Raw genomic sequence first — 25,593 nt, 5'->3', positions numbered from 1 at the left:
AAGGACCTGGCATCGAGGATTTGTATGCCCGGAGACGACTCCGACGATCGCTGATACTCCTCGGATTATCCGTGGCGCTCTTCCTGACGATTATCTCATCGATCTGCATCGGACCAGTCAAAATAGCGCCGCTGACAGTCATAAAAATCCTCTTCGGCGCGACCCATTCTTCCGAATCATGGCCATCGATTTACAACGTGATCGTCGTCGATGTGCGATTGCCGAGGGTCCTCATCAGCGGACTCGTCGGGGCCGCGCTCTCGGTCGCGGGGACCGCGATGCAGGCGTTGTTCAGAAACCCGATGGCGAGTCCCTACATCCTCGGCATCTCGTCGGGCGCGGCCTTCGGCGCATCACTCGCGATCGTCGCAGGAATCACACTCACCGCCAGCATCTATTCGATCCCGTTGATGGCGTTCATCTTCGCCCTCGTAACGATCTTCCTCGTCTACGAAATCGCCAAAGTCAACGGAAGGACCCCTTTAGAAACTCTGTTACTCACAGGCATCGCCGTCGGCTCGCTCTTTTCTGCTCTCGTCTCCTTCATGCAATACGTCGCGGGCGAAAAATTGAGCACGATCGTTTTCTGGCTGATGGGAGGATTCTGGACAAGCGACTGGGATAAGTTCGCCGTCGCAGCTCCTCTAATCCTCTTCGGCATCATCGCGATCTCCCTGTTCAGCCGGCATTTGAATCTGATCTTGATGGGGGAGGAAACGGCGACGAATTTGGGACTCGAAGTGGAGACTTTCAAGAAAATCATCCTCGTCCTCGTTTCCCTCGTCACCGCCGCCGCAGTATCCGTTTGCGGAATCATCGGTTTCGTTGGCCTCATCATACCACATATCATGAGAATCGTCGTCGGGCCGGATCACCGCATTCTGTTGCCATCCTCCTGCATCGTCGGCGCGATCTTCCTCATCTGGGTCGATACGCTTGCGCGTACGATCATTGAGCCAACGGAGTTGCCAGTCGGCGTGATCACCGCGCTCCTCGGTGTCCCCTTTTTTCTCTATCTCTTGCGCAAGAGAAAGAGAATCACAGGATGGTGATTTCCTTTGCTCCTCAACATCAAGAATATCAGCTTTTCCTACGAAAGTATTAGGGCCTTGGAAAATGTGAGCTTCGAAGCGAGGGAGGGCGAGGTTCTCGGCGTCATCGGCCCTAACGGATCGGGAAAGACCACGCTGCTCAGGTGCATCAACCAAACGCTGAAGCCGAAGGCGGGAACGGTCTTGATCGATGGGGAAGATTTATCTCGACTGGAAAGGACGGAAATCGCGAAGAAAATCGGCGTCGTTCCGCAGCGCTTCACCACCTTCCCCTTTACGGTGTTCGACGTCGTTTTGATGGGAAGGTTTCCACATGTCGACGTGTGGAGCGGGGAAAGTCCGCATGATTTTGAAATTGTCAAGAATGCGATGGAGATGACAGGCACCCTTCATCTGTGTGAGAGGGCGATCGATGAATTGAGTGGAGGGGAGTTGCAGAGGGTGATCATCGCGAGGGCACTCGCGCAGGAGCCTGAGGTCCTCCTCCTTGATGAGCCGACACTCCATTTGGACGTCAATCACCAGCTCGAAGTGCTGGAATTGGTCAAAAGAATCACGAAGGAAAAAGGGTTGATAACGATTCTCGTCTCGCATGATCTCAATTTGGCCGCCAGATACTGCGATCGGCTCCTCCTTCTCAGCGCCGGAAGGTTGCATTCGGCCGGACAGGTACACGAGGTCTTGACGCCCGAAAAAATCAGGGAGGTCTTCCACGTCGATGTTGACGTCATTTATAATGAGAGAACCCAATCGTACAACGTGATCCTCGTCTCGCCTCTTGGTTGACTTTTTTGATTTTTCTCAAAACATGAAATTTCTCATTTCTTTCGTACAGGAATGCCCTCTTCCCTGACATTGAACTCAACGAAAAGTTGTGATTTTCAAAAGAAGTCTTCAGAAAAAGCATCCTGAGTCGTGATCATCGTGTTCGAACAGAATGTCAAATAGAATCGCTGATCCTCCCATTGACCTCGGAGGGCCCGATTGAACGATCGACAAAAAGAAGTGAGTTTATGTCTAAATCTTTCGTAGGCGTGCCTCTCGCACGGGAACAAGATCACTTTCTTGATCTTATCCCTAGTATTGCCATAGATTTTTCACTCTTTTCAGCGGTTCATTTTCTATGCAAGGTTGGGATTTCTCTTAGCATTTTGAGGGTGTGCGGATCCGCTAACAATTTTGATCATGGAAAGCGAATGGCGAGTCACTGTTGTCCGAGTGGATTATCACTGAAATGCATCTTGATAAATTGAGGTTCTGTCTACGGTATTTTCGTCTGTTTGAATTTTTCACTCGCCTGTTCCCCGCCCACTCCCCAGTTCTCCATCGGAATTTCATGGATCACGATTTCAACCGCCTGCGCGGGAATACCCAGTTTTACGAAGACTTCCGTTATGCCCGAGATCACCTTTTGCTTTGCCCCTTCCGAGAATCCTTTCCACACGTAGACGTTAACGATCGGCACGTAACGACCTCCTGTTTTATTCGATATAAAACAGAGGATTGGTAATATGAGAACTTGTCGATTTTATTATTCCTGTTTCGTTGATTGATTTGTAAATGAAGAAATTAGTAAGGGATTTTGAATGGTGTGAAGCAGCACGCTTTCAGAAATCAGGGGATGGCGAAGAATTGTAAGATCCTGATCGATCGCAAGACACGCCGTAGGGATGCTTGAGATGATTTTGTGAAGAAGAATAATGCAAGCGCGAGGGATGAGGGGACGATGAGAGATAATAGATATCTAGAAAAGGCTTCAAGTTGAAGGTCGAGAAAGAGATCAGTGATGATTACCCGCATCCCATATCAAAAATTCTCACGGCCGATCGGAATCTCGCGATGAAAAAATCCTCACACCGTATTTCTCGAGGTCGTAGCTGCTCTCGGGTTTCACGCCTGAACGGATCACTCTCTGAACATACTGACCGCAGTTGCTTCCAATCTTGTTTTCCTCCAGTTCCCCGATGCTGAGAATGACCTCAAATCCCTCCCTCTCAAAGCTCTCAACGATGCAACGGGAAGTGGCGAAATCATACGGGTCAATCAGAGATCGAAGGGATTTCTCGTGTGATCTGACAGTTGGATTCAGAGGCGTTATCTTGATGATAAATTTCGAGGGATCAAAGTGTTTCCTGATGATCTTCGCATCGAGGGGATATCCGACCGCGGGTGCGAAGTTGAGTGTCACTTTTTTATCTCCCTTTTCCGGTGAACAGAATCGATCACCGTAGGCAGCGATCTCTTCAAATGACCGCTTCTTGATCGGAATCAATTCATCCCGCTTGTCGATATCGGTTGTGTGGATCGAGAACTGCAACTGGAATCTTCCTTGAGAATAGTATCGCTCCTTGATTTCGATGAGCTCTTCAAAAAATTTGTCGGCGATACCAACCTTCGGTGCAACTGTTGAGAGAGAAACATTTAATCCAGGGGCGTCGAACATCTCAGGAAGACGACGCATCGCCTCGAGGACCGCTGGATTCAGCGACGGTTCTCCCATCCTTGCGAACTGAATCTTGAATTTGAGGATAGGCACACGATCGTTGGGGAATCTGCGACGCACCATGTAAGCGATTTGCGCGAGGATTTCCTCTGCTGTCAGCTTACCAGCATAATCGCCACCAGCGTCGCAGAATTTGCATTTGATTGGACACCCAAACATCGTCGAGACGATGAGAACCCATTTCTTTTCCCTCGGAATCGGTGGCTGAACCGACTCGACGCATTCAACGACGAATTTCTGGGAATCTTCGCTTTGAACCCCCTCTTCCCTCAGCTGCGCAACATAGACCTTTGCGAGATCATCATTCCCGTATTCCGCAAGGATTCTCATATCATTCCCCCTCTTTTCAGATAAGAATCGGCCATCATAGCGGCCAGTATACCATCGCCGACCGCAATACCAATCTGACGATATCGCTTCCGCGCGACGTCGCCTACCAGGTAAAGGCCAGGTATTCCAGTTTCTGGCAATCCCTTTCTGTCAAGATTTTTTCGCAGCTTCGAATCAAGTATCTCGAGATTGGGCACTCTGCCGCAGGCGATCAGAATCTTTTCTCCCTCGATTTCCTTCACTTCGCCACGAAAATTACACAAAAGAATGAGGGAGCTGTTTCTTTCAAGAACTTCAAGAGGTGAATGTCCGACGAGCACATCGATTCCCTTTTCTTCCGCTCGCTGCCAGAGCAGCGGCAAGCACCTCGGCGTCGATCGTGATACGATATTCACCCTGCATCCGCGTTCACGGAGGTTAATCGCATAATCGAATGCGATATCCCCACCGCCCACGACGATGATCCTTTCATCAATGCAATTGCTCGCCTGCACTTCTTCTAAATTGTAGAAGACCTTCTTCCCCTCGAGCGCTTTGGTCCCTTTCATTCTTATTCTCTTAGGATGAGTGCCTGTGGCGACGATGACGACGAGGGAATCATCAATTCCCTTGTCTGTCTCGATGCGAAAAATCCGAGAAATGCGACTTATTTTTTTCACATCTGTTTGAATGACAGAGATCCCAAAAGATTGCATCTGTTGGACAAAACGATTTCTGAGAGAAACACCATCAATACCACCAGGAAAACCGGGATAGTTCTCGATGAGATGTGCATTGACCATCAAACCCCCGGCACCTTTTTTATCCAATAACAAAGGATCATGACCCGCTCTTTTCAGATATATCGCTGCTGCGATGCCACTGGGTCCCGCTCCAATGATCGTCACTTCCTTTGCTTCAACCAGGCGATCACCTCCTCACTTTTGACAAGAATTGCGAATCCATCGCACAAGTTTTTCAAACTCGAGAGATGAAGGTCTTCATTCCTCGTCGCTGTGGCATCGATGACGAAGAAGACATCGAAATCGCGCACGAAGGCGTCGCGGGCCGTTGTTTCGCAACAGAGGTGTGTCATGACACCGGTGATCACCAATTGCGTGACGCCGAGATTTCTCAATACTTGATCGAGATCAGTGTTTGCAAACGCGCTGTATCTCGTTTTTCTTATCACAATTTCATCAGGTAATGGCTTCAATTCCTCAACAATCGAGGACATCGCGTCGTCCTCGAAAATGATATCACGCCACCACCTGCCCATCGCCCCTGGATCTTGTTTTCGCAGGAGCGCATGCCTTGTGAAAATGATGGGGAGCGAGGATGCGCGATAAGCGTGCAGTAGTTTTCGAACATTTTCAAGGATTTGAATTCCATCGGGAAGATATGCATGGGATTTAGGATCAAGGAAGAAACGCTGCATGTCAATGATCAAGAGGGCGGATTTTTCGGGGACAAAGCTTATTTTTTCTCGACGAAATCTTCGCAGATAGGGGCGAAGAATCTCTAGCCATTTATCAGCTTTGCTGATATGATCCAACATCAAATCCCCGCTCCACCGGTTTCCTGGTTTTAGAGGCTGGAAACCGAGAAAAAACAATGCCTCCGAATTCTGAATTGAAAGATATCGTAATGAATCTTTCCTTTGAAAAACGACCTTCTCGATTGAAAAACAATGGAAAGATGAAGAAATCTAAAGGTTGGTGTTAAAAGGATCTCAAAGGGCGATACGACATCAAAGTTTCAGGAGGAGAGGCTGTTAATGGCATGGGCGATGTGTGAGAAACATCATTCAATTAAGCCCATCGATGCCCTCATTACCTGCAGACAACTCCTAACCCGATGCTTAGAAACGAGATTTCAGATTTTTTAATTGAGGTAATTCAAAAATGAAAAAGAATTTGCAATGAAGAGATTGCCAATCGAATCTTCTCGTGTCTCAATTTCTTGAGATCACTTCTTCCCAGGCGTCACACGCCATATCCAGTATTCCTGACCGTTGAAATTGATCTTCTCTGGGTTCGCACGTGGATCGCCTGCTGCGTAGTATGGTGGATGTCTAGGATTGGGCAGTGTGACGCGAAGGTTGTTTTCCCTCTCCTCCTTGAACTTATCCATCACCACGGGGATGATTTCATCAGGCACCCCAAATGTGAGTTCAACCTCTACCATCTCACCTCACCCTTCTCTTTGTTATAAATAAAATAGTTGTGATCGGAGAAATAAGCTCTTCGTTCACAATAGTGAACTTCATCCATACGGCATGATTTCGAAATGGTGATTGAACCGCTCTATTGAGATGACGATGATCTGGCGAGTATCTTCTCCAATAGAAATCACACGATGATTCATCAATGAAATTTGTAGTATTATTAACTGACGATAATGCGGATTCTTCGCTATTTCGCATTGACTAACTATCTAAGAAATCATAAATTTCGATGGGAATTATCGACAACGAGGCAAAATGCTGATAATGCCAAAATTGATATTACAAGAGATCGTTATCTTTTTTAAAAAGACGCTGGTGGGAGTTTAACACTTTGTCTTTCCCGAATGGATCAGGGGATTTGAATGGATCAAGTGTGTTTTAGAAAAGTGGATTATACGGTGAAGAAAATAGTAGAGGATATTCAGATGGGCGAGATCGCCCTTCCCGATATTCAGAGACCATTCGTCTGGAAGAATACGAAGGTAAGGGATTTGTTCGACTCGATGTACAGGGGATACCCCATTGGATATTTTCTCTTCTGGGAAAACGCGACAGATAAGTCTCCAAGGAAAATCGGTGTTGAAGAAAAACAAAAAATCCCCCGCTTGCTAATTATCGACGGACAGCAACGTTTGACCTCGCTTTATACCGTTATTAAGGGGAAGAACATCATTTTGAAGAATTACGAGTCCCGACGAATCTACATTGCCTTCAATCCGCTGGAAAGAAAGTTTGAGGTGACCGACAGCGCGATCATCAAAAATCCCGATTGGATACCTGACATAAGCAAGGTCTGGTCAGGTTCATCTGGCCAATATGCTCTTGTCAAAGAATATCTCAATCGGCTTAGGGAGAAAAGAGAGATAAACGACGAAACTGAAGAAAAGATATACGAGGCGATAGACCGATTGTATAACCTGTTGAATTATCCCCTCACATGTCTCGAACTGGCATCGAGCATACCGGACGAAGAGATGTCTGAAATCTTCGTGCGAATAAACAGTGCCGGCGTGATCCTCAACCAGTCAGATTTTATACTCACCCTTATGTCTGTGTACTGGAGCGAAGGAAGGGATGAACTGGAAAAGTTCTGTGAGGATGCTAGAAGTCCTAAAAAGACTTCTGTGACTCCTTTCAACCGTTTCGTTGAACCTGCCCCAGACCAGCTTCTTCGCGTCGCCATCGCGTTAGGCTTCAGGCGTGGAAGACTCGATACAGTTTATTCGCTGCTGAGGGGCAGAAACCTGCAGACGAGAGAGTATTCTGAAGAGGAGAGGATCAAGAACCTTGATTTGCTGAAAAAGGCGCAGAAGGATACACTAGACCTTCTGAACTGGCACGAATTCCTGAAAACGCTCATCTACGCGGGTTACAGGAGCGGTAGCTACATTTCGTCGCCCAATACGATCTTCTTCGTTTACGCCCTCTGGCTCATTGGAAAGAGAGATTTTGGTTTGGAACCAAGAAGCCTCCGAAAAATAATCGCGCCATGGCTGTTCATGTCACTTCTTACCGGCCGGTATACAGCCTCGCCAGAAAGCCGACTCGAGCAGGATCTGGGGTATTTGAGGAATATCGACGACCCAGATAAATTTGGCCAGGAGCTGAAGAGAGAAATGGATGCGATTCTCACCGATGATTTCTGGAAAATCACGCTTCCAAACGAACTCGCAACAAGCGCCCCGAGAAGCCCTGCGAGATTCGCGTACATCGCCGCCCTTTCGATCCTTAATGCTCCGGTGCTTTTTTCCGAGATGAAGGTCAATGATCTGCTGGACCCATCGATGAGGGGACCAAAGTCCTCCCTGGAACTTCACCATCTGTTCCCCAGGAAATATCTGGAGCGTGAAGGTATCCTTGAAAGAAACGCGATCAATCAGACGGCCAATTATACCCTTTTAGAGTGGACCGATAACGTCGCGATTGCAGATAGACCGCCAAAAGAATACGTTCCAGTTATCGAAAAGAAGTTCACCGAACAGAAACTCAAGGAGATGTATAATCATCATGCCCTCTGGGAGAGATGGTATGAGATGGATTATTTCGATTTTCTGGAAGAGCGAAGAAAACGCATAGCGGATGTGATCAGATCGGGATTCATGAAGTTGGTGGATACTGGAGACACTGATGCAGAGAAAATCGTGGCTCTCGCTGAAAGAGCGGTGGAGCCGGCTACCCCGTTCAGGTCCTTCGACTGAAATGAATTGTATTTCCGTTTGACTGAGTGGTTATGAAGTACTCACCGGGTCAGCTCTCTAAAACGGAAATAGGTGACCTCACGTAGAAATATATCTGCTGACCGGTCGTTCGGTACTTTTTTTCATGAGGATCGGCATGTAAGGAGTTTTTGACCTTGCGACGCTACCCCTTCAGATCTTCCACGAACCAACCTCTTTTGCCGCCCCTGAGACTATTATCGACTTTCTGGCATGACCTCGGTGCCATCGAGGGCACCAAGCAAGCATCGCTGATGATTGGCTGTTTATGAAGGCTTTTAGCTTATGATACCATCCGATTATGAATCCATGTGGTATCCTTTTAAAGTATTCAGGCATCCATTCGCCCTGTCTTTCCAGGATATGACAAAATTTACCAGCATAATTTTTGAAGCCCAAATCCTGTCTGATTTGCGTCTTCTTTCGAAAACTCTCAACTCCGAACGGTCCTTACACTCCCGCGGACACGTTCCCTCCGTCTCTTGATTGATGGATTAGAGTACCCCCTCATCTTTCATCAAATCGACATCATCGCTCTTAATGAAGAAAATTATTCAGTGCTTAATTTTCCATTTTCCACCGCAGGGAAGTACTTTGGAGAACGGAGTTAACGAAAAGATAACTGAGCCCGGTCAGCCGAAGAAAGGATCCAATAAGATTCTCATCACGATCTCGATAGTCATCGTCGCAGTGATCGTCCTGCTATACGTCTTTACCGTCCAAAGCAACGAGACCCGGGATTCCGATGGGTGATGGCGTTCCTGATACTGAAGGTGTCATTCCTGAGGACCCGGACTAATGGGCGGAGTCGGATGGCGATGGAGTTGAGGACAATTCCGATGTGTTTCCGTACGACAGTACCCAATGGTCGAATGGAGAGATTCAGATAATGATGGTGTGGGAGACAACGCTGATTTCTATGACCATGGGAACGGAAAAATCAAGATCTCGATAGATTGGTACCAGGGGGACGGGACGGCGGAGTTCTGGACTTACGGCGATCCTTACCTTGTGAGCTTAGTTGAGCTCGACAACGACGGGATATTTGAGCATACTTATACGAGCGACGTGGTTACAGATGACGAGGCACTCGACCATCGGTATTACATCACGATAGACGTGCCCGACAATCACAATGTGCTGAAATTCGAGATAGAAGTGTTCGATCGCGATCTACGAGAGTCTGAGATCATTGATCATAATCCGGAACCCGGGTATACGGGCTTCTGTCACACTGTCACTGCTCCTTTCAGTGACTCATGGGACTATGACGGCGGTGATGACCTTCTTGATGAAATCGATTGCGAGCTGAGGCACTCGATATCGGTCATCGGTTGATGATGGGGTTTAAACCATAAAAGGTGAGGGGAGAGAGGCGTTTAAAGGAGGCTTTTAACTTCTCCCCACTATTTTTTAATCTTTGATTTGTTAGTTGTATGAATCTTCCGAAATAGGGAGTACAGACCCATCCGCGGCCCTACCGATCGGGTGTATCCGTCAGATCGTTGCCGCAACCTGGAAAGGTTTAAGAGTTTTCAGGAATTTTAAAAGAAAAACGAGGATGTCTTCATGTTTCAAAGAATCGCGGGCGAGGAGTTAGGGCATCTCAAATCCCTTCTGAGGCAAGATCAAGAAACGCGGCAGAAGATCGCTAAAATGAAGGCCTAGCCGACGGCGTGCCGGTGACACCCGATGGGATACCAACGCCAGCATTGATCACGATGTCCGCTCTTAAACTGGCGGATATCCCATTTCTGGTCGTCAACGCCGGCCTTAAAGTGCCACCGAAAACGCCATTTGTTGACGTCGGAGGAGTCTTTGGCAGGGACATTCGATGTGGTAAAGCGGTTGAGAATGCGAGAGAAGTTTTTCAGAGGGCTTACCAGCTTGGGCTTCAGCTGTCGAAAGTGGTTGATTATCTTGTCGTTGGGAGAGCATTCCCGGCGGGACGACGACCGCCCTCGCTTTACTTCTTGCAACAGGAGTAGACGCCAGGGGAAAGAAAGTGGGAGTATGCCAAACAACCCACATAACATCAAAATTAAGGTGGTGGAGGAGGCCCTGTCTTCCGCAGGGATTACCTTCGGATCGCTGAAAGATGATCCCTTTGGAGCGATAACGGCTGTCGGCGATCCCATGATGCCCGCAGCCGCTGGACTGATTTGTGGTGCGGCCGAGAATGTGCCTGTTTTAATGGCAGGGGGAACGCAGATGGGCGCCGTTCTCAACATCGTGAAATCGATTTCGCCTCGATCACTTGACCACGTTGCCATTGGGACGACCAGGTGGATTCTAGAAGATAAAAGTTCAAGCATCAGAGGCATGGTCTCGAATATAGCGGGAATTCCAATACTCGCGGCAGACCTTGACTTCTCTAAATCCCGATTTGATGGCTTAAAGGCTTATGAGCTCGGCTGGGCCAAGTAGGGTGTGGGGGCAGGGGGCTCGAGCATTGCGGCGATGGTGAAATCGGAAGGTTCGATTGACAAGATGATACTGATGAAAGAGATAGAGGCGAATTATGAAAAGATAATCAAATCAGATTTGAAATGATTTCATCAACCGCTCTTAATCTAGACTCAGATAAACTAAATCCGTGAGCGCTTCGTGATCTCGCCACATGGCTCCATTATCAGATTCTTTCCCTTTTTATTATAGCACTGACATATCTTTCCCAAATTCACGCTGTATTGAGACTGCAGAGTTTGTCTCAATACTAATTTGAAGATCAATAAGTTCTCTCAGGAGGATACTTATTCATGGTCGCTTCCCAGCCAACAGTTTGATAGATTATCCAAAATTTTCAATTATGGATTTTTCCAGAAACACCCCAACCTTCACCGGGAGCATTCTTATGATTCTCGAGAGTAGAAAAGGAGCAATGAACAAAATCGCATCGTGTTTTTGCCATATAATATGGATTGATGATCATTGTATTGATACCTCCAAAACCGCGATGTAGAATTCCTACCAATACACTAACATCTGGTACCTAGCATTGTTGTCAAGACCAAAAGTACCAATGCCTATATAAGATATTATTTTCAAGACAAGAACACCAGTGACGCATGAAACAGTGACGCATCATGTGAAACCGCAAGATAAATCAAGGCACTGATATAGCATGGCTTTCCCGATCACTAAAAACCAATCTCTTATCCGATTATGAAGAGAATGAGAGTGATTCGATCATTCACCTGTGCGATTAGAATTTTCCCTAAGAACGCCGTCCCAGCAACTTACCAGACGAAGATCATTCTCTAATTCTAGTTTGCTTCCTGGGGCTATACAACACTCCGGATTTGCTAATGTATTACTTGACTTATTACTACAGGCAGACGAGGCGGCATTGGATACAACGCTCTCAGTGAGATGACTGGTCGGATAGTAATAACCAATTCCAGAAATGAGCTCTATTTCGCCCTTAAATCTCACTTTTCCGCCGTATTTCATATGGGAAGGCAAATAAACATTTTCATTTTGACTAATCGAATGAGTATAGCTGCTCTTATTCAATTTGATATTATCTGGATCCTGCCATAATGCAGGGAGGAAATCTTTGAGCTCTTGCTTATTGATCGAGTCCAGAATTACGTGTCCAAAACCGTATTTTGATTCTCCTCCAATAATCAATTCCTCCACCACGTTCACATCAGAAATAAAAATCCCTTCTCTATCTAACATGATCTCCTTGTCTCCAAACTTTTCATCTTCCTTGATCCAGATACACCCTGCAATTTTCGAATCCCTCACCTTTCCGCCTGAATCGAGATATTTGTTGTTTATGAACTCTATCTCATGCAATTTGCCTTCCATCGCAGCCTGCGTGTCATGATCTATCGCCGTTGAAACCACGCTTCCGATAAATCTCCGCTCAAATTCAAATCTCGTTATTCCTTTCTCGCCTGCCCCATATCTCAATCCATTTTCGGTGAATCGGGGGAGGTATAGAGTATCTCCATCGAAAAGATAGAAGTAGGAGAATCTGAACGTTTTTGCAACCTGAAGACCAATTTCTTTATATTTTCCTCCAATTTCTTCAGATCTAAGATTTCCCCAAATCGATTCCGTGATTCTCTTCGTGACGGCCCCCCAGAAATTTCGGCCCGGCACATAGTAACGGGTCGGCGATATCACGGAACCCTTGGACGGGAGATATCCTATGTGTAACGGAGATTTTAATTTTAATACCACATTAGCTCTTTTCCACATCCGTTTCACCGATTCTTGCATGATATAGCCCCATAGGTTAAAGTACGCTCAAGCACTTTCTTTACGAATAACAATTTGTCTATGTTTTGCGCAACTTCTCTTAATTTCAAACACAAATCTTTGAAATTACCCTGAGGAAAAGATCCAGTCGTAATAAGAATCTTTTTTATATCATCTTCATTTAATAACTCCACAAGTTTCCTGATGATCTCTTTAGAGTTATCCTTGTTCTCAAGCCACAGGAACATCGCGTAAACACCGTCTTCTCGCAGAATCCCAAGCGCTTTCCTGAGATTGCTTTCCAACGCCGAATCGTTAATGGCACTCAACTCCTGAGAACATTTCATGCAGAGGTAATCAAGGTTGGGCAGCCCCACCACCCCCGTTTTCAATGAATAACTCCAATCTTCCGAAGCCCCTCGTTCCCATTCCGCCGATACCAAGGAGCTTGAAATACGGTTTCACTGCATTCATTACCTTTTCAATATCAGGTACTTGCTTTCTGATTTTTTCACATGCAACCTCAAATCCGATCACCGTTCCCCTCGGAATCGCCTCGTAAGTGAATAACCCACGGTCTACAGCTGCTCCCGTCATAGGGTCGATTCTCACTGAGGTGCGCACCTCAAGATTATCGTTCACGATCTGGGAAAAGAGTTTCTCCGGGATCATAACTACTCTTCTCACCCAGTCATCAACCTCTCCCCCTAAGACGAGCTGTTGACTTAATCCACCAATTTCGAGCAACAACCATCCGAGGTTGAGAAACTCCACCGAATTCAATCCCTTAAGGGCAATAGCTTTGTCAGTTACCTCTGGTATTTTTAATTCCCGTACATTAGAATCTTTCTTGTTAATAAACCAGTACTCAAGCAAATCCTTTGTTGTGATCCACACCGTACCTTGGACGGAAGAGAGAGGAAAGAAGATCACGTGCCCATCATAAAAGCGAATGGTGCCTTTTTTGCTTTCGTCGCCAAAAACATTGCTGACTCCTTCTTCAACACATTCTTTCTTTTCTTTTTCATCAGTTTTATCAGAGCAATTGCACTCGAGTTGATGTAGGAAATAAAAAGCTCTTGCTACGCCTGCTAATGATGTTCCCGGTATTTTTGGGAGATCAGTGGCAGGATCCCTCACAATCGTATTATCCGCCCTCCCGAGCCTGTACCCACCAGATCCAACATGTATTGGATCCAGCGCCCTTCCATAGATTTTTCTCAATTCCACACACACCACCATTTCATTCACCACCTTCCTTCACAGTGTGTTTAAAAAGATCAATCGTGTCGAGCAGAAGCCCATCTATGGCCGATCTCACAACAAAACACCTCGTCACTTCATCAAATTCCTTCCACTTCTTTCCAAAAGCGTCTTTTAATACAACCTCTGCAAATTTCCTGAAAACTATCATCTTGTTCGAATCCTCTAGATTTTTCCAGTCCCGCAACTTGCCTGTGAGACTTTCCTCGATGAAGTTTATCTGGGTGCTTGAAAGGTTGTTATTCAATATGTCCCAGAGTCTCTTTATGTCTTGAATTTCATGAAAATAGTAAGGTCTCCTGGAAAACAACTTGTAATCCTCGCCAGCTCTCCTTCCATTCTCATAAGTTATGTTGCGCACATCGGCTGTGCTGAGGAGCAACTCAAAGTCAAAGTAGCCTGGGTATAAAGCATAGGTCTTGTCATAAGCTAAAGTCTCGAGATCGTCAAGAGTATATCTTTTTTCCATACTGGTTTTTCTCACTGGGTAATAGGCAAAATAGTCATTCGCAAATTCCTTACCACTAAGCCACCATGGGCTCATCATGACCTGTTCCCTGAATTTCTCATCCCTGAACAGCCTTTCACTTGCTTCAAGCAGAGCGTAAAGCGGGAATTTTCTCTTTGCCACGAGGAGACCTACGTACAATGGAAGCTTTCCGATGACCTTTTGGAATCTCTGAGCGTATAAATCGGCTATGAGGCAAATGATTTTCATCGAGTCACTCGCAGGAACAAGAAAACGCATTGATAACGGAGATTTCATCAGAACGATAAATGGATAATATTCTTCGAACTCTTGGTTCTTAGGTTTTGCTGAATTTTTCAACAGATCAATCGATTGATCAGACTCTAGCACGAGTCGATTCAGTCCTTTTTCGGTAAGGGCATCTCTAACTGCCTTAACGCCCTCAAGGCCGCCGTATTTGTACTTGCCAAGCGATTCGATCGTATAGAATTGTCCATCTGAATCATAGAACAAAAGAATGTCCTTTGGCTCAAGTCCCTCGATGCCTCCGATGCATACTGAGTTCTCATTGGGTTTTTTTATAAATTGGGAATCCTCGATAACGAAAGCAATTCTTTTCCAACTGTGCGAATAGATCTTTTGACTTATTTCCTGAAGAAGAACTTCAAAGAACTCCTCTGTCTCTTTCCAAATTCTGTATAGCCGTGCAGGAGAGGGATTCTGAGTGAAAAGATAGGTGGCTAGATCTTTCTCATTTATCTTATCTTTACCGATCCTTTCCTTAATGTTATTGAGATGGTTTTGATAATTCTTTAATATGCTGACTTCCTCAAAAAAAGTGTTCAAGATTGTTGCGGCTCGATCATCTGAACACTCTTGTGATCCATCGACGCAATTATGTAGCAACTCATATACGGACTTCTTGTCAGGACGAATTTCATTCTTCACTCCCGCTTCCCTCAATAACTGGGGAGTTGTCTTTTCATCTTTCATTCCATTATACCAATCCTCAAAGCTCTGCGAAAAAATCGTCCCTACCATCGTTCCATCTTGCCACATACTGATATTAAAATAGAGAGAGATCAGTGCGATGCGGTTGTTTTTATCAGCAACCTCATCGATCCAGATCGTCTTTTCTCTGTCCTCAATCCAGTTTTGCAACCGTCCCTTTCTCCTCTCTTCGCAAATAGCGCATCTTTCCTCAATAGTTCGCTTCGTCCTTAACCTACATACAGGACAAATGTCCTTCTCAGTTTCATCAACAGTTCCTTTACGCAAATCTCCAGAATTGACCGAGAAGTCTAATTCTTTCACCAACTCTTTTTGCTCTTCATTTCTTCTAATGATTAATATCGGATTCAGTTTGGGAAAATTCATCTTTTCAGATGCGATCTTCAATTCTTTGGCAAGAATTGTTAGGGTTTTTGACTGCTCACTCAACAAGAAAAAAGGCCAGATTTCCTCTCCACTTTGAGTTTTTATGATCGTGAGGGCCTCTTCTGCACATGTTTTAGCAAGTTTCTCTGTCATGCCACTGTCGTCCATAGCAGGAAAAGTGAAGAAAATTCCATCAAGATCTTCATATATCGCGTTGCCGATCGGAATCTCGTCTTCAAATTTCTTTTTCAATTCGCCCCTTATGCTTTCTATAATCTCGCTTCTCTTTAAAATGTCCTCGGCCTTTCTTCCCTTATTGATGAATTCGATCCCATTCCATCTACAGCCGAACAAACGCCATTGTGCATTTTTTGCGTTAACTTTCTCTCCAGGTGTGATCGCACACAGTAAAGATTTGAAGAGCGATGCCGTTGAAAAAGAATGGTCGAACAACGTCACGTCATTTGATGGTATTCTTGTTTCACCAAGACAGTGTGAAAATGATGATTCAAGTGCCCTGATAATATCTCTTCTAAGACATTCCAAATTGAAGTATTCATTATCATAAACATTAAAAAGACGTATGAGTTCATTTTGTAAATTGTCAAATCTTTTCTCGAGACATTCAAGATCAATCTTTTCCTTTGGATATCCGAATGGAGACGCGATAATCGTATTTCCAACGGGTTGCTTCATTCTTACTATCCCTTTGTCATCAGCAGAATCTTTCCTGTCACACACCTTTAAAAATTCCACGAGAGGGGTTTCCCCACGATGATGCTCTTTGATGAGAGTATCCACGTTTGCATTGAATTTCTCTAACCTCTGTTTTTTCAACAGCTCAACCAGATCCCTATTTAGGAAACCATCAATTTTAGCGTGATCGAAATCTTGACCAATTTTTTCGATCGATTGATGTCTGACAAAATCGGGATGCATTTTTCCTATATCATGAAGAAGCGCCGCAATCTCTCCCATCAAGATCTCTTCTCTCTTCGCCTTTATGACCTCGATGGGGTTCTTCGTCATGTTCATTGCCAGATTTCCTCCATTCTAGCTTCTAGATCGAACAATGTTGAAAAACATTTCTTACAAATACCTTGATCGCAGGTCTTGCGACGAACCCATAATTCACCATCTTCCAATTTTTCCTCAACTACACCGAATCCGGAGGTCTTCTTTGCAGAAAAACCGTAAGTGTAAAACATCAAAGTCAGGGCTTTAGCGACAAATTTCAGATCATCGCGGACTTCTTTTTCAGTGAAATCATTGCCACGAGGATACGGTAAATACAGAAGGAAGAATTTTCCTTTTCTTCCAGTCTTCATGACTTCAATTCCTATCGGCCCTCTAACAGGTTTTCTTGAATCCCGCGAGAGAGGTGTAATTACATCATAATCAGCTTCTTCCTCAAAGAATGTCGGGTAGAGGTACAGTCTTCCCCTTAACATATTTTTATCTTCAGGTCCAGCTCCAAAAAGCCTCCGAACAATTCTCTCCTTCTCACCATCATCCCAGTCTACCCTATCCGCCGCAAATCTCAAATGCCCTTTCCATGTTGAAGGTCTCACCATTGGTAAACCTGTGAATCGATCTCTGACAATCGGGTTTTCATGAATCTTGGTCTCATTTTTTTTCTTGTTAAGATAAAATTCACCCTCGTTTTTACTCGTGAAAGACTTTTTCAGTGTGAAAGTGAATTTTGTCAAGGTGGTATTAATTGGCAACCCCGAGAGATCATTTCTCGAAGGATAGAAAATCCCCAAATTCCCCTCTCTTTTCGCCAAAACGTTCTTCAAAACTTCCATTTTGAGTTCTCCGACCTTCTTTAATGTTAGCGCTTCTAGCCCAGTGTCGAGGTTTGATTTTTTGAGGTAGTAATCGTGTATCATATCGCTCACATCAATCCCCTAGTATGTCAGCACCCGCTTTCTCTTCAACCAGTTCACAACACTGTAGGAAATTGTCGTGTGCAAACAAAGTACCTTCCAGTGCATTCTTGATACGATGTTTTATGCGGTCCTTGACCTCATTGCCCACCCCATAACCCCAGATCCTCATTTCCACCGTTCCGCTATCAATTTTATATCCATGGGAAACGAACAATTTAGAACCCATTCCTATCTTCCCCAGAACATTCTCTGATATCCCATTCTTGCTGAGCGAAATCCTCAACGCATCTCTAGCATGAAATGCGATCGGCAAGATACTAAAATCTTGCCACAGCTTTTCCCAGTTTCCCCGTACCCTAGTAAAAAACTTATCATCTGATGCATGGGTCCAGAAGACTTCTTTGTTGATCAGATTCGAAATCACGTCACGGAATCCAAGCTTGAGCTTGAAAAAGAAGAAATTCTTCATATTCGGGAAATTGTTTAGATTTTGTGAAGAAGCCTTCTTATGGCCTCGAAATTTCACATCCTTAACGCTGCCACCACCAAACGGTAGATCACTCTCCACTATACTTACAACACCGCAACCCTGCGATGTGCGTGCACCAAGCGCACCGTAGTTAGCAATAATATCCAGTGTCCTGTTGAGCAATATCCATTCGTCTTCTTCAATCTTCCTCAGGGGCACCACCCTCATGGCGATTGGATCACTAGACATTAAACCGCTGGTCTTACGAGTTAGGTATTTTCCATTCCGCTTCTTGCGCGTTCTCACAGAAACCTCTGGAACAGCGATACCGCCTTCAACTTCAATCCTGAATTTCCTTGCCCAACCCGTACAACCAAACAACTGACATGCTGGACAGATTGAACCATCAATGACATCATGAATGCCCTGATCAGAATCCTTCGTTTCTCCCGACTTCTTCTTGCCGAAATCGCACCTCTGATCTTTATCGGTAGGATCACACACATAGCCGCCTAAGCCTCGTACCAAAGCTTCATACCACCATCGCAGGCTCCCAAGTATTCCTGTTTCTCTTAATCCATTACATTCTCCAGCGGCATCTCCGGTCCACAGCGGAGTTAAAGTCTTAAACATTACAAGGTATTCACACATTCCCATCTCTTCTTTAGCAATGGTATTTGCATTCAATCGCTACCTATGGCACCTTCTCCATACTATGCTAAAGTTATCATTTCAACCGTAGATAATAAAGATTTCCATCTTCGTACGCTTCATATCGATATATAAAATCAAAATGCAACCTTTTAAAATCGAACAGGGCTCCATTTTCAACAGATATCAACATTTAAACTCCTCAATTGAGTCAAGAAACACCAAAGATGACAAGGAGTAATTTTATCCCCTAATTTCAATACACGGTTTGGTGATGGATGAGTAATTCAATCAAGATTCTTATCACTGATGCGAATTACAAGCACACGCTGGGGGCGGTGAGATCGCTGTCGAAGGCCGGGTTCATCGTCGACGCGATAGGAAAGAAGATCAGCCTTGCAGGTATGTCGAGGTATCTGAACTCGATCGCGTATGATGACAGATTATTCGATGAGAACCACATCGACGAATTTCTCGATTTCCTTGCGAATAAATCATACGAAGTACTCTTGCCCATAGGGGCGAGATCAGTAAGGCTGGTTGCAAAATTCAAGAAAGAAATTGAGAAATACTGCAGGACGCCTGTTTCTGAGATTGAAAAAGTCGATTACTGCCTTGACAAAAAGAAAACTTGCGATTTGGCCAAATCTCTCGGGATTTCGGTGCCAGAGAGCTTCGAGGTCGATTTCTCGAAAGAAAAAATCGATTTACCATCAAAAATGAGATATCCCGTTTTTGTGAAGGGCAGCCATGAAATACACAAGAGGAGGCCATCCATCGCCAAGAATGAGAAGGAATTGATTGAAATACTGAGAAAATGGCAGAACGATGCCTTTTCGAGAGATCATTCCCCGCTCATCCAAGAGTTCATACAGGGTCATGGCTTCGGATACTTTGCCTTGTATAAGAAAGGTCGTTGTATCCAGTCATTCATGCACGAGAGAATAAGGGAGTCCCCTGCGATAGGGGGACCAAGCACGTGCGCTGTGAGCATTTTCGATGAGGAACTGATGTCCCTCGGCCAGAAGCTTCTTGACGCGCTTGAGTGGCACGGGGTGGCGATGGTGGAGTTTAGAAGGGATGGAAGAACAAAAGAATATTATCTGATGGAAATCAATCCAAAGTTTTGGGGTTCATTGGATCTTGCGATTGCCTGCGGCGTTGATTTTCCAACAATGGCCGTCAACATGGCTTTGGATAAAGAAATAGTGCCAATAGAGAAGTATGAGGTGGGAGTGAAATTTCACTGGCCGTTCGATGGTGAGATTGCGCATGCGATTGAGAACCCATCCGCGATACCTTCAATTATGAAAGATTTGCTGAATCCCGATGTCAGGTCGAACCTCTGGCGAAGCGACCCCTTGCCTTCTTTCCTCTCTTTCTTCGAGGAGATTTATAGGGTGGCAAGGACAATGCAGGAGAGACTTCAGTGATGTGAGAGGAGTCGAGCATAATGGCCTCGCGGACAGCGTTTTTGTTCCATGTGCACACGAACCGATCCGTAGACTCCATCATGTCCATCGAAACTGTCATGAACTTCTGCAGGAGAAGAGGAATCAATCTGGTCGCACTATGCGAGCACAATTATTTGATGCCCGCTGAACAGAGAGAGCAGCTGGAAAAGAAGTACAAGTTGAGGATCATCCCAGCGATTGAATATGCTACAGATTGCGGTGACATTATTGCGCTTGGAATTGAAGAAGTCAGAAAATCAAGAGATTGTGCTGAGTTAATCGATTTTGTGAAAGAAAAGGGAGGACTCGTCGTTCTTCCCCATCCAATGAGGGGTCATAAATTAGATCGCATACCGATGGATAGGGTAGACATGATCGAGGTCTTCAACGGTCGCTGCTCTGATGTCGAAAATAATGCAGCAATCAAACTTGCGGAGGATTACAAGAAAATCGGGATCGCGGGGTGTGATGCTCATTTTCCTTGGGAACTTGGTCTTGCGTTGAATGAGATTCGAATTGAGATTGGCGGTGATGTTGCATTAGATTCCATTTTGAGTTCAATTAGGATTATCCACCAAAAGAGAGGCTACCCGGAGATCAACACATTCATGTCTCAATTGGTCAAACTCGTGAAAACAAGGTTCAGATCATTTTGAGCACAAAGACATCAGATCGTTCACATCGCTTCATTTCGAAAGAGATTCCGAGAGAATCCTCTTGACTTCTTTATCATATCCAGACTTTATCCAGTAGTTGCCTATTTCTTTGCAGGATGTGAGCCATGCGTTTTTCTTCGAACACCGATCAAGAATTTTTTATAGAGTTCAAGATCTTTTCCAGAGAAATAAGTGTTGTGCCAAAGAACAGTAAAAACGCCATTGACTCGACGGACTTCTTCGATTAATTTCTCGATAACAGTCCAGGCCTGAGCGTGGTCAAGCTTCATGTAATCCAGTACGGTGCCGTCCATCACCGTCAGTGGTATTTCGAGCATTGGAATGTAATCTTGTCTTTCAAGATCATAGGGCTCAAATGGGTAACACATGCCATTTCGGAAGCCTGCGCAATCCGCGTATCCGAGTGTGCAATCGTAACTAAAACCTGCCTCATGAAGCAAACGCCAGGTGCTTGGCAGCGATATCACAAGATAGTGATTTCGATACGACTCTATGTTTTTACCCACGCATTTCTCGACCTCGTCCTTTTCCCTTTTCATCAGCGAAACGGAGTTGTGTGCGCCCTTGCTACCATGGAGTCCGACTTCACCGCCAGAATCTTTAATGTATACCAGTTCGTTCGCGAGGTCCAATGTGGTGTAGTTGCTGTCCTCGGGATCGATATTCGTTGCCATGACGAAAAAAGTTGAGTTGCCGTCATATTCCTTTTCAATTTCGATGATCTTTCTTATCACTCCACGACCGTATTTCTTCTTTAAAACAAAAGAGAGGACATGACCCCTGATTTCATGATTTCCTTTTTGAGCAATGATCTGGCAGCACGTCCTGCGATATCGCTGAAACTCGTGAAAATACGGTCAATGTCGTGTGTCAGACACACCGCAAAATCATGGCCATCAGGCCAATCAGGACGAAATCCGCTGTCGTAAAGGAATTGAGAGACCAGAGGAGAAAAGATTTCTCGAGATCGACTCATGTAAAAAGGGAAACGGTTGTATCTGTCTCTGAAGCGCAATTCATATTCTTCCCTTCTTGTGAATACGTCCCAGAGAGAACCAAGATCCACCGACGATTCTGAATGTGAAGAATGGTCCATGCATCTCGCATGATTTCTTAATAAAAAATAACTTTCGAAGATTGATTTGAGTATTTGGTTCTGATTCCTTGAGGATCGACGTACATAATGTTCATCATGCTCGCAATTTGTAGTAGGCTTCATGTGTTCGCATTGAGTGTAAATTGAAAAACCGGCGCAGACAACAACGAGCAATTGAAGAAATGTGCTGCATCAATAATGTGCCCTGGAAGAACATAATAATTCTTTAATTCGACGCAGTGACAGATACTAATTCAAATTGCCAAAGCCTTCTTAACATCGCATAGCACCTGAGAATAAGGGACGAATTTTTTCATCAATCTCTTCATATCTCGTTCGTACTCTTCTTCGGAAATGGATATTTCGAGCTTTTGAGTCGAAATGTTCTTTTCTCGCAGAAGATCCTCATCTACCTTAACACCCTTGTTGATTAGAAACCAGACATCGTAGAGATCTCTTCCCTTTTTTCTTTCATTCAGAGCGATGATCTTCTCAGCCATCATTTCTTCCTCGTTCATTGCGAGAACGAGAAAATGTTCTCGAGTCTCAGGATACTCAGAAATGATCATTCTCCATTCTGGTTTTTTCAAGACTCCCGTTTTCTTGCCAGCATCAATGCGTATCTTGTTCCTGGTCAGCGGCGTTCCTTTGTACAGCGGGCCGTTGAAGCCAATTTCACAGGTGTAGGCATTCTCAAACTCCTCTTCTTTAATGAAATACGACTCGATGCCTACAGTACTCAACAATACTCTCATTGTCGCTCTCACTTCTTTCTTGAAGACATCTGGTAAGATTAGTAAGTTGAAATCAAGGTCTTCACTGAAACGATCAAGGCCGAAGAGGTACCGCATACATGTTCCGCCTTTGAATACGACGTCATCATATCTTCTGTAATAGTAAAATAAGAAAAGTTTTAAGAAATAATCCTTCTCCTGCTGATAGATCGTCAGCCCATTTTTTCTCGCAGCCTCTCTCAACTGTTCTGTGGAGATCACTCGGATCCCTCTCTTCCGATTTCGGCATTGATGATTATATGCCATTTATTGTTGTAACAGTTCGTTCTCGTTGCTCTCGGATCAAGGCTTGTGAAGCTCGAGGATCTGTATGGAAGCAGCCTATCGGCCTCCGGAAAAGACAGGCCCATATGCTCAGTAAGAAAACCAATCCTTGATATGACAGATTTATTGCCAAATTTGATCAAATACTCAGCAAACTTCTTTTTGTCCAAAGATGGCCAAGCATTCTTCAGAGATTTTGCATATTCACTCAGCCCGCCACAGAGATCAAGGCGTGAAAGCGAGTCGATCAGAGCCTTCTCCTTTTCAGCAATCACAAACCTGTCGATCTTTCTGTAACCGAAGAATTTTGAGATTTTGAATTTCACCACCTCGCATCTGAAAGGGGCTGCATAAAACGGCCTGAATTGTCTAGTTGACACCAGCTGCACAACCATCACTTGTTGTTCTGTGAATCCGTAATATGAGAGGGCAGTCCAGAAACTTATATAAGATGGCTTTATTGCCTCAGTCGCAACGGCGAATATATTTTTTGGTAGATCATTAGAGAGTGCGTAAGCATTCCGTCTGACCCGAGCGATGATTCCCTTCCTTTCAAGAGAAGCTAGCGTGTTGCAGACCCTATCTCTGCTCCATCCTGTTAGCGAAATAGCTTCGCCCACACCAAAGACCAGAAGTTCTTTCTCGTTGATCTTTGATAACAGAAAAGACTCGTTCTTGGATACGCTCGTTCCATTGATGTTATTATCGTCTTTCTTATGTTTCATATTGAATTGTTGTAATTTTTTCACAATTACGCAATATGATTTATAGCAGTATATAATTTATTTCTAATTAACCCGACTAGTCGGTTAAATTCGAATGGATTGGATTATAATTTGAGAGACCAATCATTTCTCCAAGGATTAGAATTTAGCCACAACCGCAATTTTTTGTTGAAGAACCTTCCAGACAGCCAAGTGTGAGTGAATCTGAATATAAGATCTTAATGCTAGTGCCGCTTTGGATGGCAGGATGCAATGAAATTCACATCTTTAGTCTTTGTGGTTTTTCTGACATTCTGTTCAACTCCTTCGCCATGTATTCATAAGTGACTTCAAGGGGATAGCCACACGAAGAACAATTGGCTGCCTTCAATCTGAAAGAGTACTGATGAGAGATAGATGCTGAGTGCTTTCAGAAAATAATTGAATGAAATTCATGAATCTGTTGAGTATTGTGAAATCGATATTTCTGACAGTAACGAAGAAGTCTCAAAATCGTCCTTATCTTCATTTCATTAAACTAGTTAAATCCAATCAGAACACGAAGAGCACGATGACCTTATTAACCACTCTAACCTTTTTTGCAGTATGATGCAGATGGGAAAAAATGATTTAAACGTGGAGCTGAGGAAGTTGATAAGTGAGGCTGAGAACCAACCAGGGATCGCAGACTTGATGGCAGTTTATTGTAGATTGAATGAGGTTTATCTAGTAGGCCAACAGATAATGCGCGCCCTGCAGCCACGGATGATTGTTTATTCCAGCAATGACACTAGCCAGCGCTGAATGAGGAGGCCATTGAGTTGCCCACATGGGTGAGATACTAGAAGAACTTAGAAGGGATGGTGAAAATCCATTTGATAGGGTTAGACGGCGATATATGGCCAAACTCTATGATTATACAAAAAGAGAGACGATTCCTTATGCAACGCGATGGACCCAACTGGAAAGGGTTGATCCCGAACTACTATCGATATCTGAGGAAGATATCCAAGGCATGATGGAAGTGGTTCATGGTCTTAAGAGGACCATCACTAGATCTCATTTTGCACAGCCCGGGTGGCTCAGCTGAGGCTATTGAAGCTATTGTGTCCTATCTGAGAACCAAGTTCTCTGATATCCGTGTTATAATTCCTCAGTCGGCGATGTCGGCTGCGACAATGCTAGCCTGTGCATCAGATAGAATAGTGATGGGGAAACATTCGTTCATCAGTCCCATCGATCCACAGATGATACTATCCACTCAGGTTGGAGTACAATCGGTTCCTGCTCAAGCGATATTAGATCAGTTTGAAATGGCTAAGTCCGAGTGCGAGGATCCTCGAAAACTTGGCTCCTTTGAATAAATTTACTATATGCCCAGAAGAACTTCCATATATCCTCCATTTGACCATGTTATTAATTGTTATTTTTTGTCACTAACCTTTCATTATCAATGTTCTCTGTGAAGATATTACGCTAACAAACTGCAACCCATCAGCCAAATAACTTTCAAGCTCTTTTTCATGGACTATTCTCTGAGGATTATGCTTACCCTCTCTCAGTTTTTTAAGCTCATTTTCAAAAAGTTCCATTTTTTCATCCTTGGTTAGCTTTCTTCCCAACTCCTTTTCTTTAGCAACTTTAACCTCAAGTAAATCTATTCCAAGAAGACTTTTTGCCATGCAAGGATTTTCAGGCTGTACGCCTTGTCGCTTGCGCCTTCATAATGGATTTTGGTTATGTGGGGCTGTCAACGTAGCCTTTGGGCTCGACTGTGAAGGACAGCCATTCTCCACATGAATCTGGCTTATCCCTCTTGTAAAACGACACGTAGATCTTCATTATCTCGCCTTTGACGCTGTATCTGAACTCTAAGTCGACAACAATGCTTTCTGATCGGACGCGTATCTCGTCTATCCTCTGCATCATGCCGGTAACTTCGTGGACGAACCTCTGAAGGGCAG

At 44.6% G+C, this 25,593-nt stretch carries 25 protein-coding genes and 2 pseudogenes; 10 read left to right on the top strand and 17 right to left on the bottom strand.

Features of this window, described 5'->3' with window-relative positions; translation table 11 throughout:
* Positions 1-20 precede the first annotated feature (20 nt).
* Together H5T41_00810 and H5T41_00805 are read left to right on the top strand one after the other, a co-directional pair.
* Positions 21-1,052 carry an iron chelate uptake ABC transporter family permease subunit gene (locus H5T41_00810; GenBank protein ID MBC7107327.1) on the top strand — a complete coding sequence of 344 codons (1,032 nt, stop codon included), beginning with the start codon at positions 21-23 and terminating at the stop codon, positions 1,050-1,052.
* 6 nt (positions 1,053-1,058) lie between these two features.
* Positions 1,059-1,838, top strand: coding sequence for an ABC transporter ATP-binding protein (locus H5T41_00805; GenBank protein ID MBC7107326.1), 780 nt, complete (start codon positions 1,059-1,061; stop codon positions 1,836-1,838).
* 475 nt (positions 1,839-2,313) lie between these two features.
* On the opposite strand, the gene H5T41_00800 is transcribed toward H5T41_00805, so the two are convergent.
* From H5T41_00800 to H5T41_00780, 5 genes are all read right to left on the bottom strand, one after another.
* Positions 2,314-2,517, bottom strand: a complete 204-nt coding sequence (locus H5T41_00800) for a 4-oxalocrotonate tautomerase family protein (GenBank protein MBC7107325.1) — start codon at positions 2,515-2,517, stop codon at positions 2,314-2,316.
* A gap of 351 nt (positions 2,518-2,868) precedes the next feature.
* The gene (locus H5T41_00795) at positions 2,869-3,885 is read right to left on the bottom strand and encodes a radical SAM protein (protein ID MBC7107324.1); all 1,017 of its coding nucleotides are present in this window, start codon (positions 3,883-3,885) and stop codon (positions 2,869-2,871) included.
* Positions 3,882-4,772 (bottom strand): NAD(P)/FAD-dependent oxidoreductase, encoded by an 891-nt coding sequence (locus H5T41_00790; GenBank protein MBC7107323.1) that lies wholly within the window; start codon positions 4,770-4,772, stop codon positions 3,882-3,884. Before H5T41_00790 ends, H5T41_00795 begins: the two co-directional genes overlap by 4 nt.
* A complete protein-coding gene (locus tag H5T41_00785) occupies positions 4,769-5,422 on the bottom strand; it encodes an isochorismatase family protein (GenBank protein MBC7107322.1) in 654 nt (217 codons plus the stop codon). The genes H5T41_00790 and H5T41_00785 overlap by 4 nt, the downstream gene beginning before the upstream one ends.
* Before the next feature lie 410 nt (positions 5,423-5,832).
* Positions 5,833-6,051 (bottom strand): hypothetical protein, encoded by a 219-nt coding sequence (locus H5T41_00780; protein MBC7107321.1) that lies wholly within the window; start codon positions 6,049-6,051, stop codon positions 5,833-5,835.
* 402 nt (positions 6,052-6,453) lie between these two features.
* On the opposite strand from H5T41_00780, the gene H5T41_00775 reads away from it, so the two are divergent.
* The 5 genes from H5T41_00775 to H5T41_00755 all read left to right on the top strand — a co-directional run bounded on the left by H5T41_00775 (position 6,454) and on the right by H5T41_00755 (position 10,734).
* Positions 6,454-8,289, top strand: a complete 1,836-nt coding sequence (locus tag H5T41_00775; protein ID MBC7107320.1) for a DUF262 domain-containing protein — start codon at positions 6,454-6,456, stop codon at positions 8,287-8,289.
* Positions 8,290-8,901: 612 nt separating this feature from the next.
* Positions 8,902-9,060 (top strand): hypothetical protein, encoded by a 159-nt coding sequence (locus H5T41_00770; GenBank protein ID MBC7107319.1) that lies wholly within the window; start codon positions 8,902-8,904, stop codon positions 9,058-9,060.
* Between the two features lie 111 nt (positions 9,061-9,171).
* A complete protein-coding gene (locus tag H5T41_00765; GenBank protein ID MBC7107318.1) occupies positions 9,172-9,645 on the top strand; it encodes a hypothetical protein in 474 nt (157 codons plus the stop codon).
* A gap of 344 nt (positions 9,646-9,989) precedes the next feature.
* Positions 9,990-10,295: a hypothetical protein gene (locus H5T41_00760; protein ID MBC7107317.1), complete on the top strand. Its 306-nt coding sequence runs from the start codon at positions 9,990-9,992 to the stop codon at positions 10,293-10,295.
* A 25-nt stretch (positions 10,296-10,320) separates the two neighbouring features.
* On the top strand, positions 10,321-10,734 hold the full coding sequence (locus H5T41_00755) for a hypothetical protein (protein MBC7107316.1): 414 nt from the start codon (positions 10,321-10,323) through the stop codon (positions 10,732-10,734).
* A gap of 762 nt (positions 10,735-11,496) precedes the next feature.
* On the opposite strand, the gene H5T41_00750 is transcribed toward H5T41_00755, so the two are convergent.
* The 6 genes and pseudogenes from H5T41_00750 to cmr1 all read right to left on the bottom strand — a co-directional run bounded on the left by H5T41_00750 (position 11,497) and on the right by cmr1 (position 18,640).
* Complete coding sequence (locus tag H5T41_00750) at positions 11,497-12,519, bottom strand: hypothetical protein (GenBank protein MBC7107315.1); 1,023 nt, start codon at positions 12,517-12,519, stop codon at positions 11,497-11,499.
* Positions 12,503-12,866 (bottom strand): annotated as a pseudogene (locus H5T41_00745) (hypothetical protein). Before H5T41_00745 ends, H5T41_00750 begins: the two are co-directional and overlap by 17 nt.
* Before the next feature lie 10 nt (positions 12,867-12,876).
* On the bottom strand, positions 12,877-13,761 hold the full coding sequence (gene cmr4, locus H5T41_00740) for a type III-B CRISPR module RAMP protein Cmr4 (protein MBC7107314.1): 885 nt from the start codon (positions 13,759-13,761) through the stop codon (positions 12,877-12,879).
* Position 13,762: 1 nt separating this feature from the next.
* Entirely contained in the window at positions 13,763-16,657 is a 2,895-nt protein-coding gene (locus tag H5T41_00735) for a CRISPR-associated protein Csx11 (GenBank protein MBC7107313.1), read from the bottom strand.
* 2 nt (positions 16,658-16,659) lie between these two features.
* Positions 16,660-17,520, bottom strand: a complete 861-nt coding sequence (locus H5T41_00730; protein ID MBC7107312.1) for a hypothetical protein — start codon at positions 17,518-17,520, stop codon at positions 16,660-16,662.
* Between the two features lie 10 nt (positions 17,521-17,530).
* Positions 17,531-18,640 (bottom strand): type III-B CRISPR module RAMP protein Cmr1, encoded by a 1,110-nt coding sequence (gene cmr1 / locus H5T41_00725; GenBank protein MBC7107311.1) that lies wholly within the window; start codon positions 18,638-18,640, stop codon positions 17,531-17,533.
* Between the two features lie 278 nt (positions 18,641-18,918).
* Between cmr1 and H5T41_00720 the strand changes: the two genes are divergently transcribed.
* Positions 18,919-20,073 carry an ATP-grasp domain-containing protein gene (locus tag H5T41_00720; GenBank protein ID MBC7107310.1) on the top strand — a complete coding sequence of 385 codons (1,155 nt, stop codon included), beginning with the start codon at positions 18,919-18,921 and terminating at the stop codon, positions 20,071-20,073.
* 20 nt (positions 20,074-20,093) lie between these two features.
* Positions 20,094-20,750, top strand: coding sequence for a PHP domain-containing protein (locus H5T41_00715; protein MBC7107309.1), 657 nt, complete (start codon positions 20,094-20,096; stop codon positions 20,748-20,750).
* Positions 20,751-20,851: 101 nt separating this feature from the next.
* Here H5T41_00715 and H5T41_00710 read toward each other — a convergent pair whose 3' ends face one another.
* From H5T41_00710 to H5T41_00695, 4 genes are all read right to left on the bottom strand, one after another.
* A complete protein-coding gene (locus H5T41_00710; GenBank protein ID MBC7107308.1) occupies positions 20,852-21,505 on the bottom strand; it encodes a polysaccharide deacetylase family protein in 654 nt (217 codons plus the stop codon).
* A 20-nt stretch (positions 21,506-21,525) separates the two neighbouring features.
* Positions 21,526-21,867 carry a hypothetical protein gene (locus H5T41_00705; protein ID MBC7107307.1) on the bottom strand — a complete coding sequence of 114 codons (342 nt, stop codon included), beginning with the start codon at positions 21,865-21,867 and terminating at the stop codon, positions 21,526-21,528.
* Between the two features lie 254 nt (positions 21,868-22,121).
* On the bottom strand, positions 22,122-22,862 hold the full coding sequence (locus H5T41_00700; GenBank protein MBC7107306.1) for a nucleotidyl transferase AbiEii/AbiGii toxin family protein: 741 nt from the start codon (positions 22,860-22,862) through the stop codon (positions 22,122-22,124).
* Positions 22,859-23,650, bottom strand: coding sequence for a hypothetical protein (locus H5T41_00695; protein ID MBC7107305.1), 792 nt, complete (start codon positions 23,648-23,650; stop codon positions 22,859-22,861). Before H5T41_00695 ends, H5T41_00700 begins: the two co-directional genes overlap by 4 nt.
* Positions 23,651-24,458: 808 nt before the next feature.
* Between H5T41_00695 and H5T41_00690 the strand changes: the two are divergent.
* Positions 24,459-24,993 (top strand): annotated as a pseudogene (locus H5T41_00690) (hypothetical protein).
* A 72-nt stretch (positions 24,994-25,065) separates the two neighbouring features.
* Here H5T41_00690 and H5T41_00685 read toward each other — a convergent pair.
* Positions 25,066-25,311, bottom strand: a complete 246-nt coding sequence (locus H5T41_00685; protein MBC7107304.1) for a hypothetical protein — start codon at positions 25,309-25,311, stop codon at positions 25,066-25,068.
* A 55-nt stretch (positions 25,312-25,366) separates the two neighbouring features.
* Positions 25,367-25,558: a hypothetical protein gene (locus H5T41_00680; protein MBC7107303.1), complete on the bottom strand. Its 192-nt coding sequence runs from the start codon at positions 25,556-25,558 to the stop codon at positions 25,367-25,369.
* Positions 25,559-25,593 lie beyond the last annotated feature (35 nt).

Source organism: Methanomassiliicoccales archaeon, from assembly GCA_014361295.1.
Lineage (GTDB): Archaea > Thermoplasmatota > Thermoplasmata > Methanomassiliicoccales > JACIVX01 > JACIVX01.
Note: the sequence above shows the minus strand (reverse complement) of the source record. Positions and strands in the feature narration are given on the sequence as shown.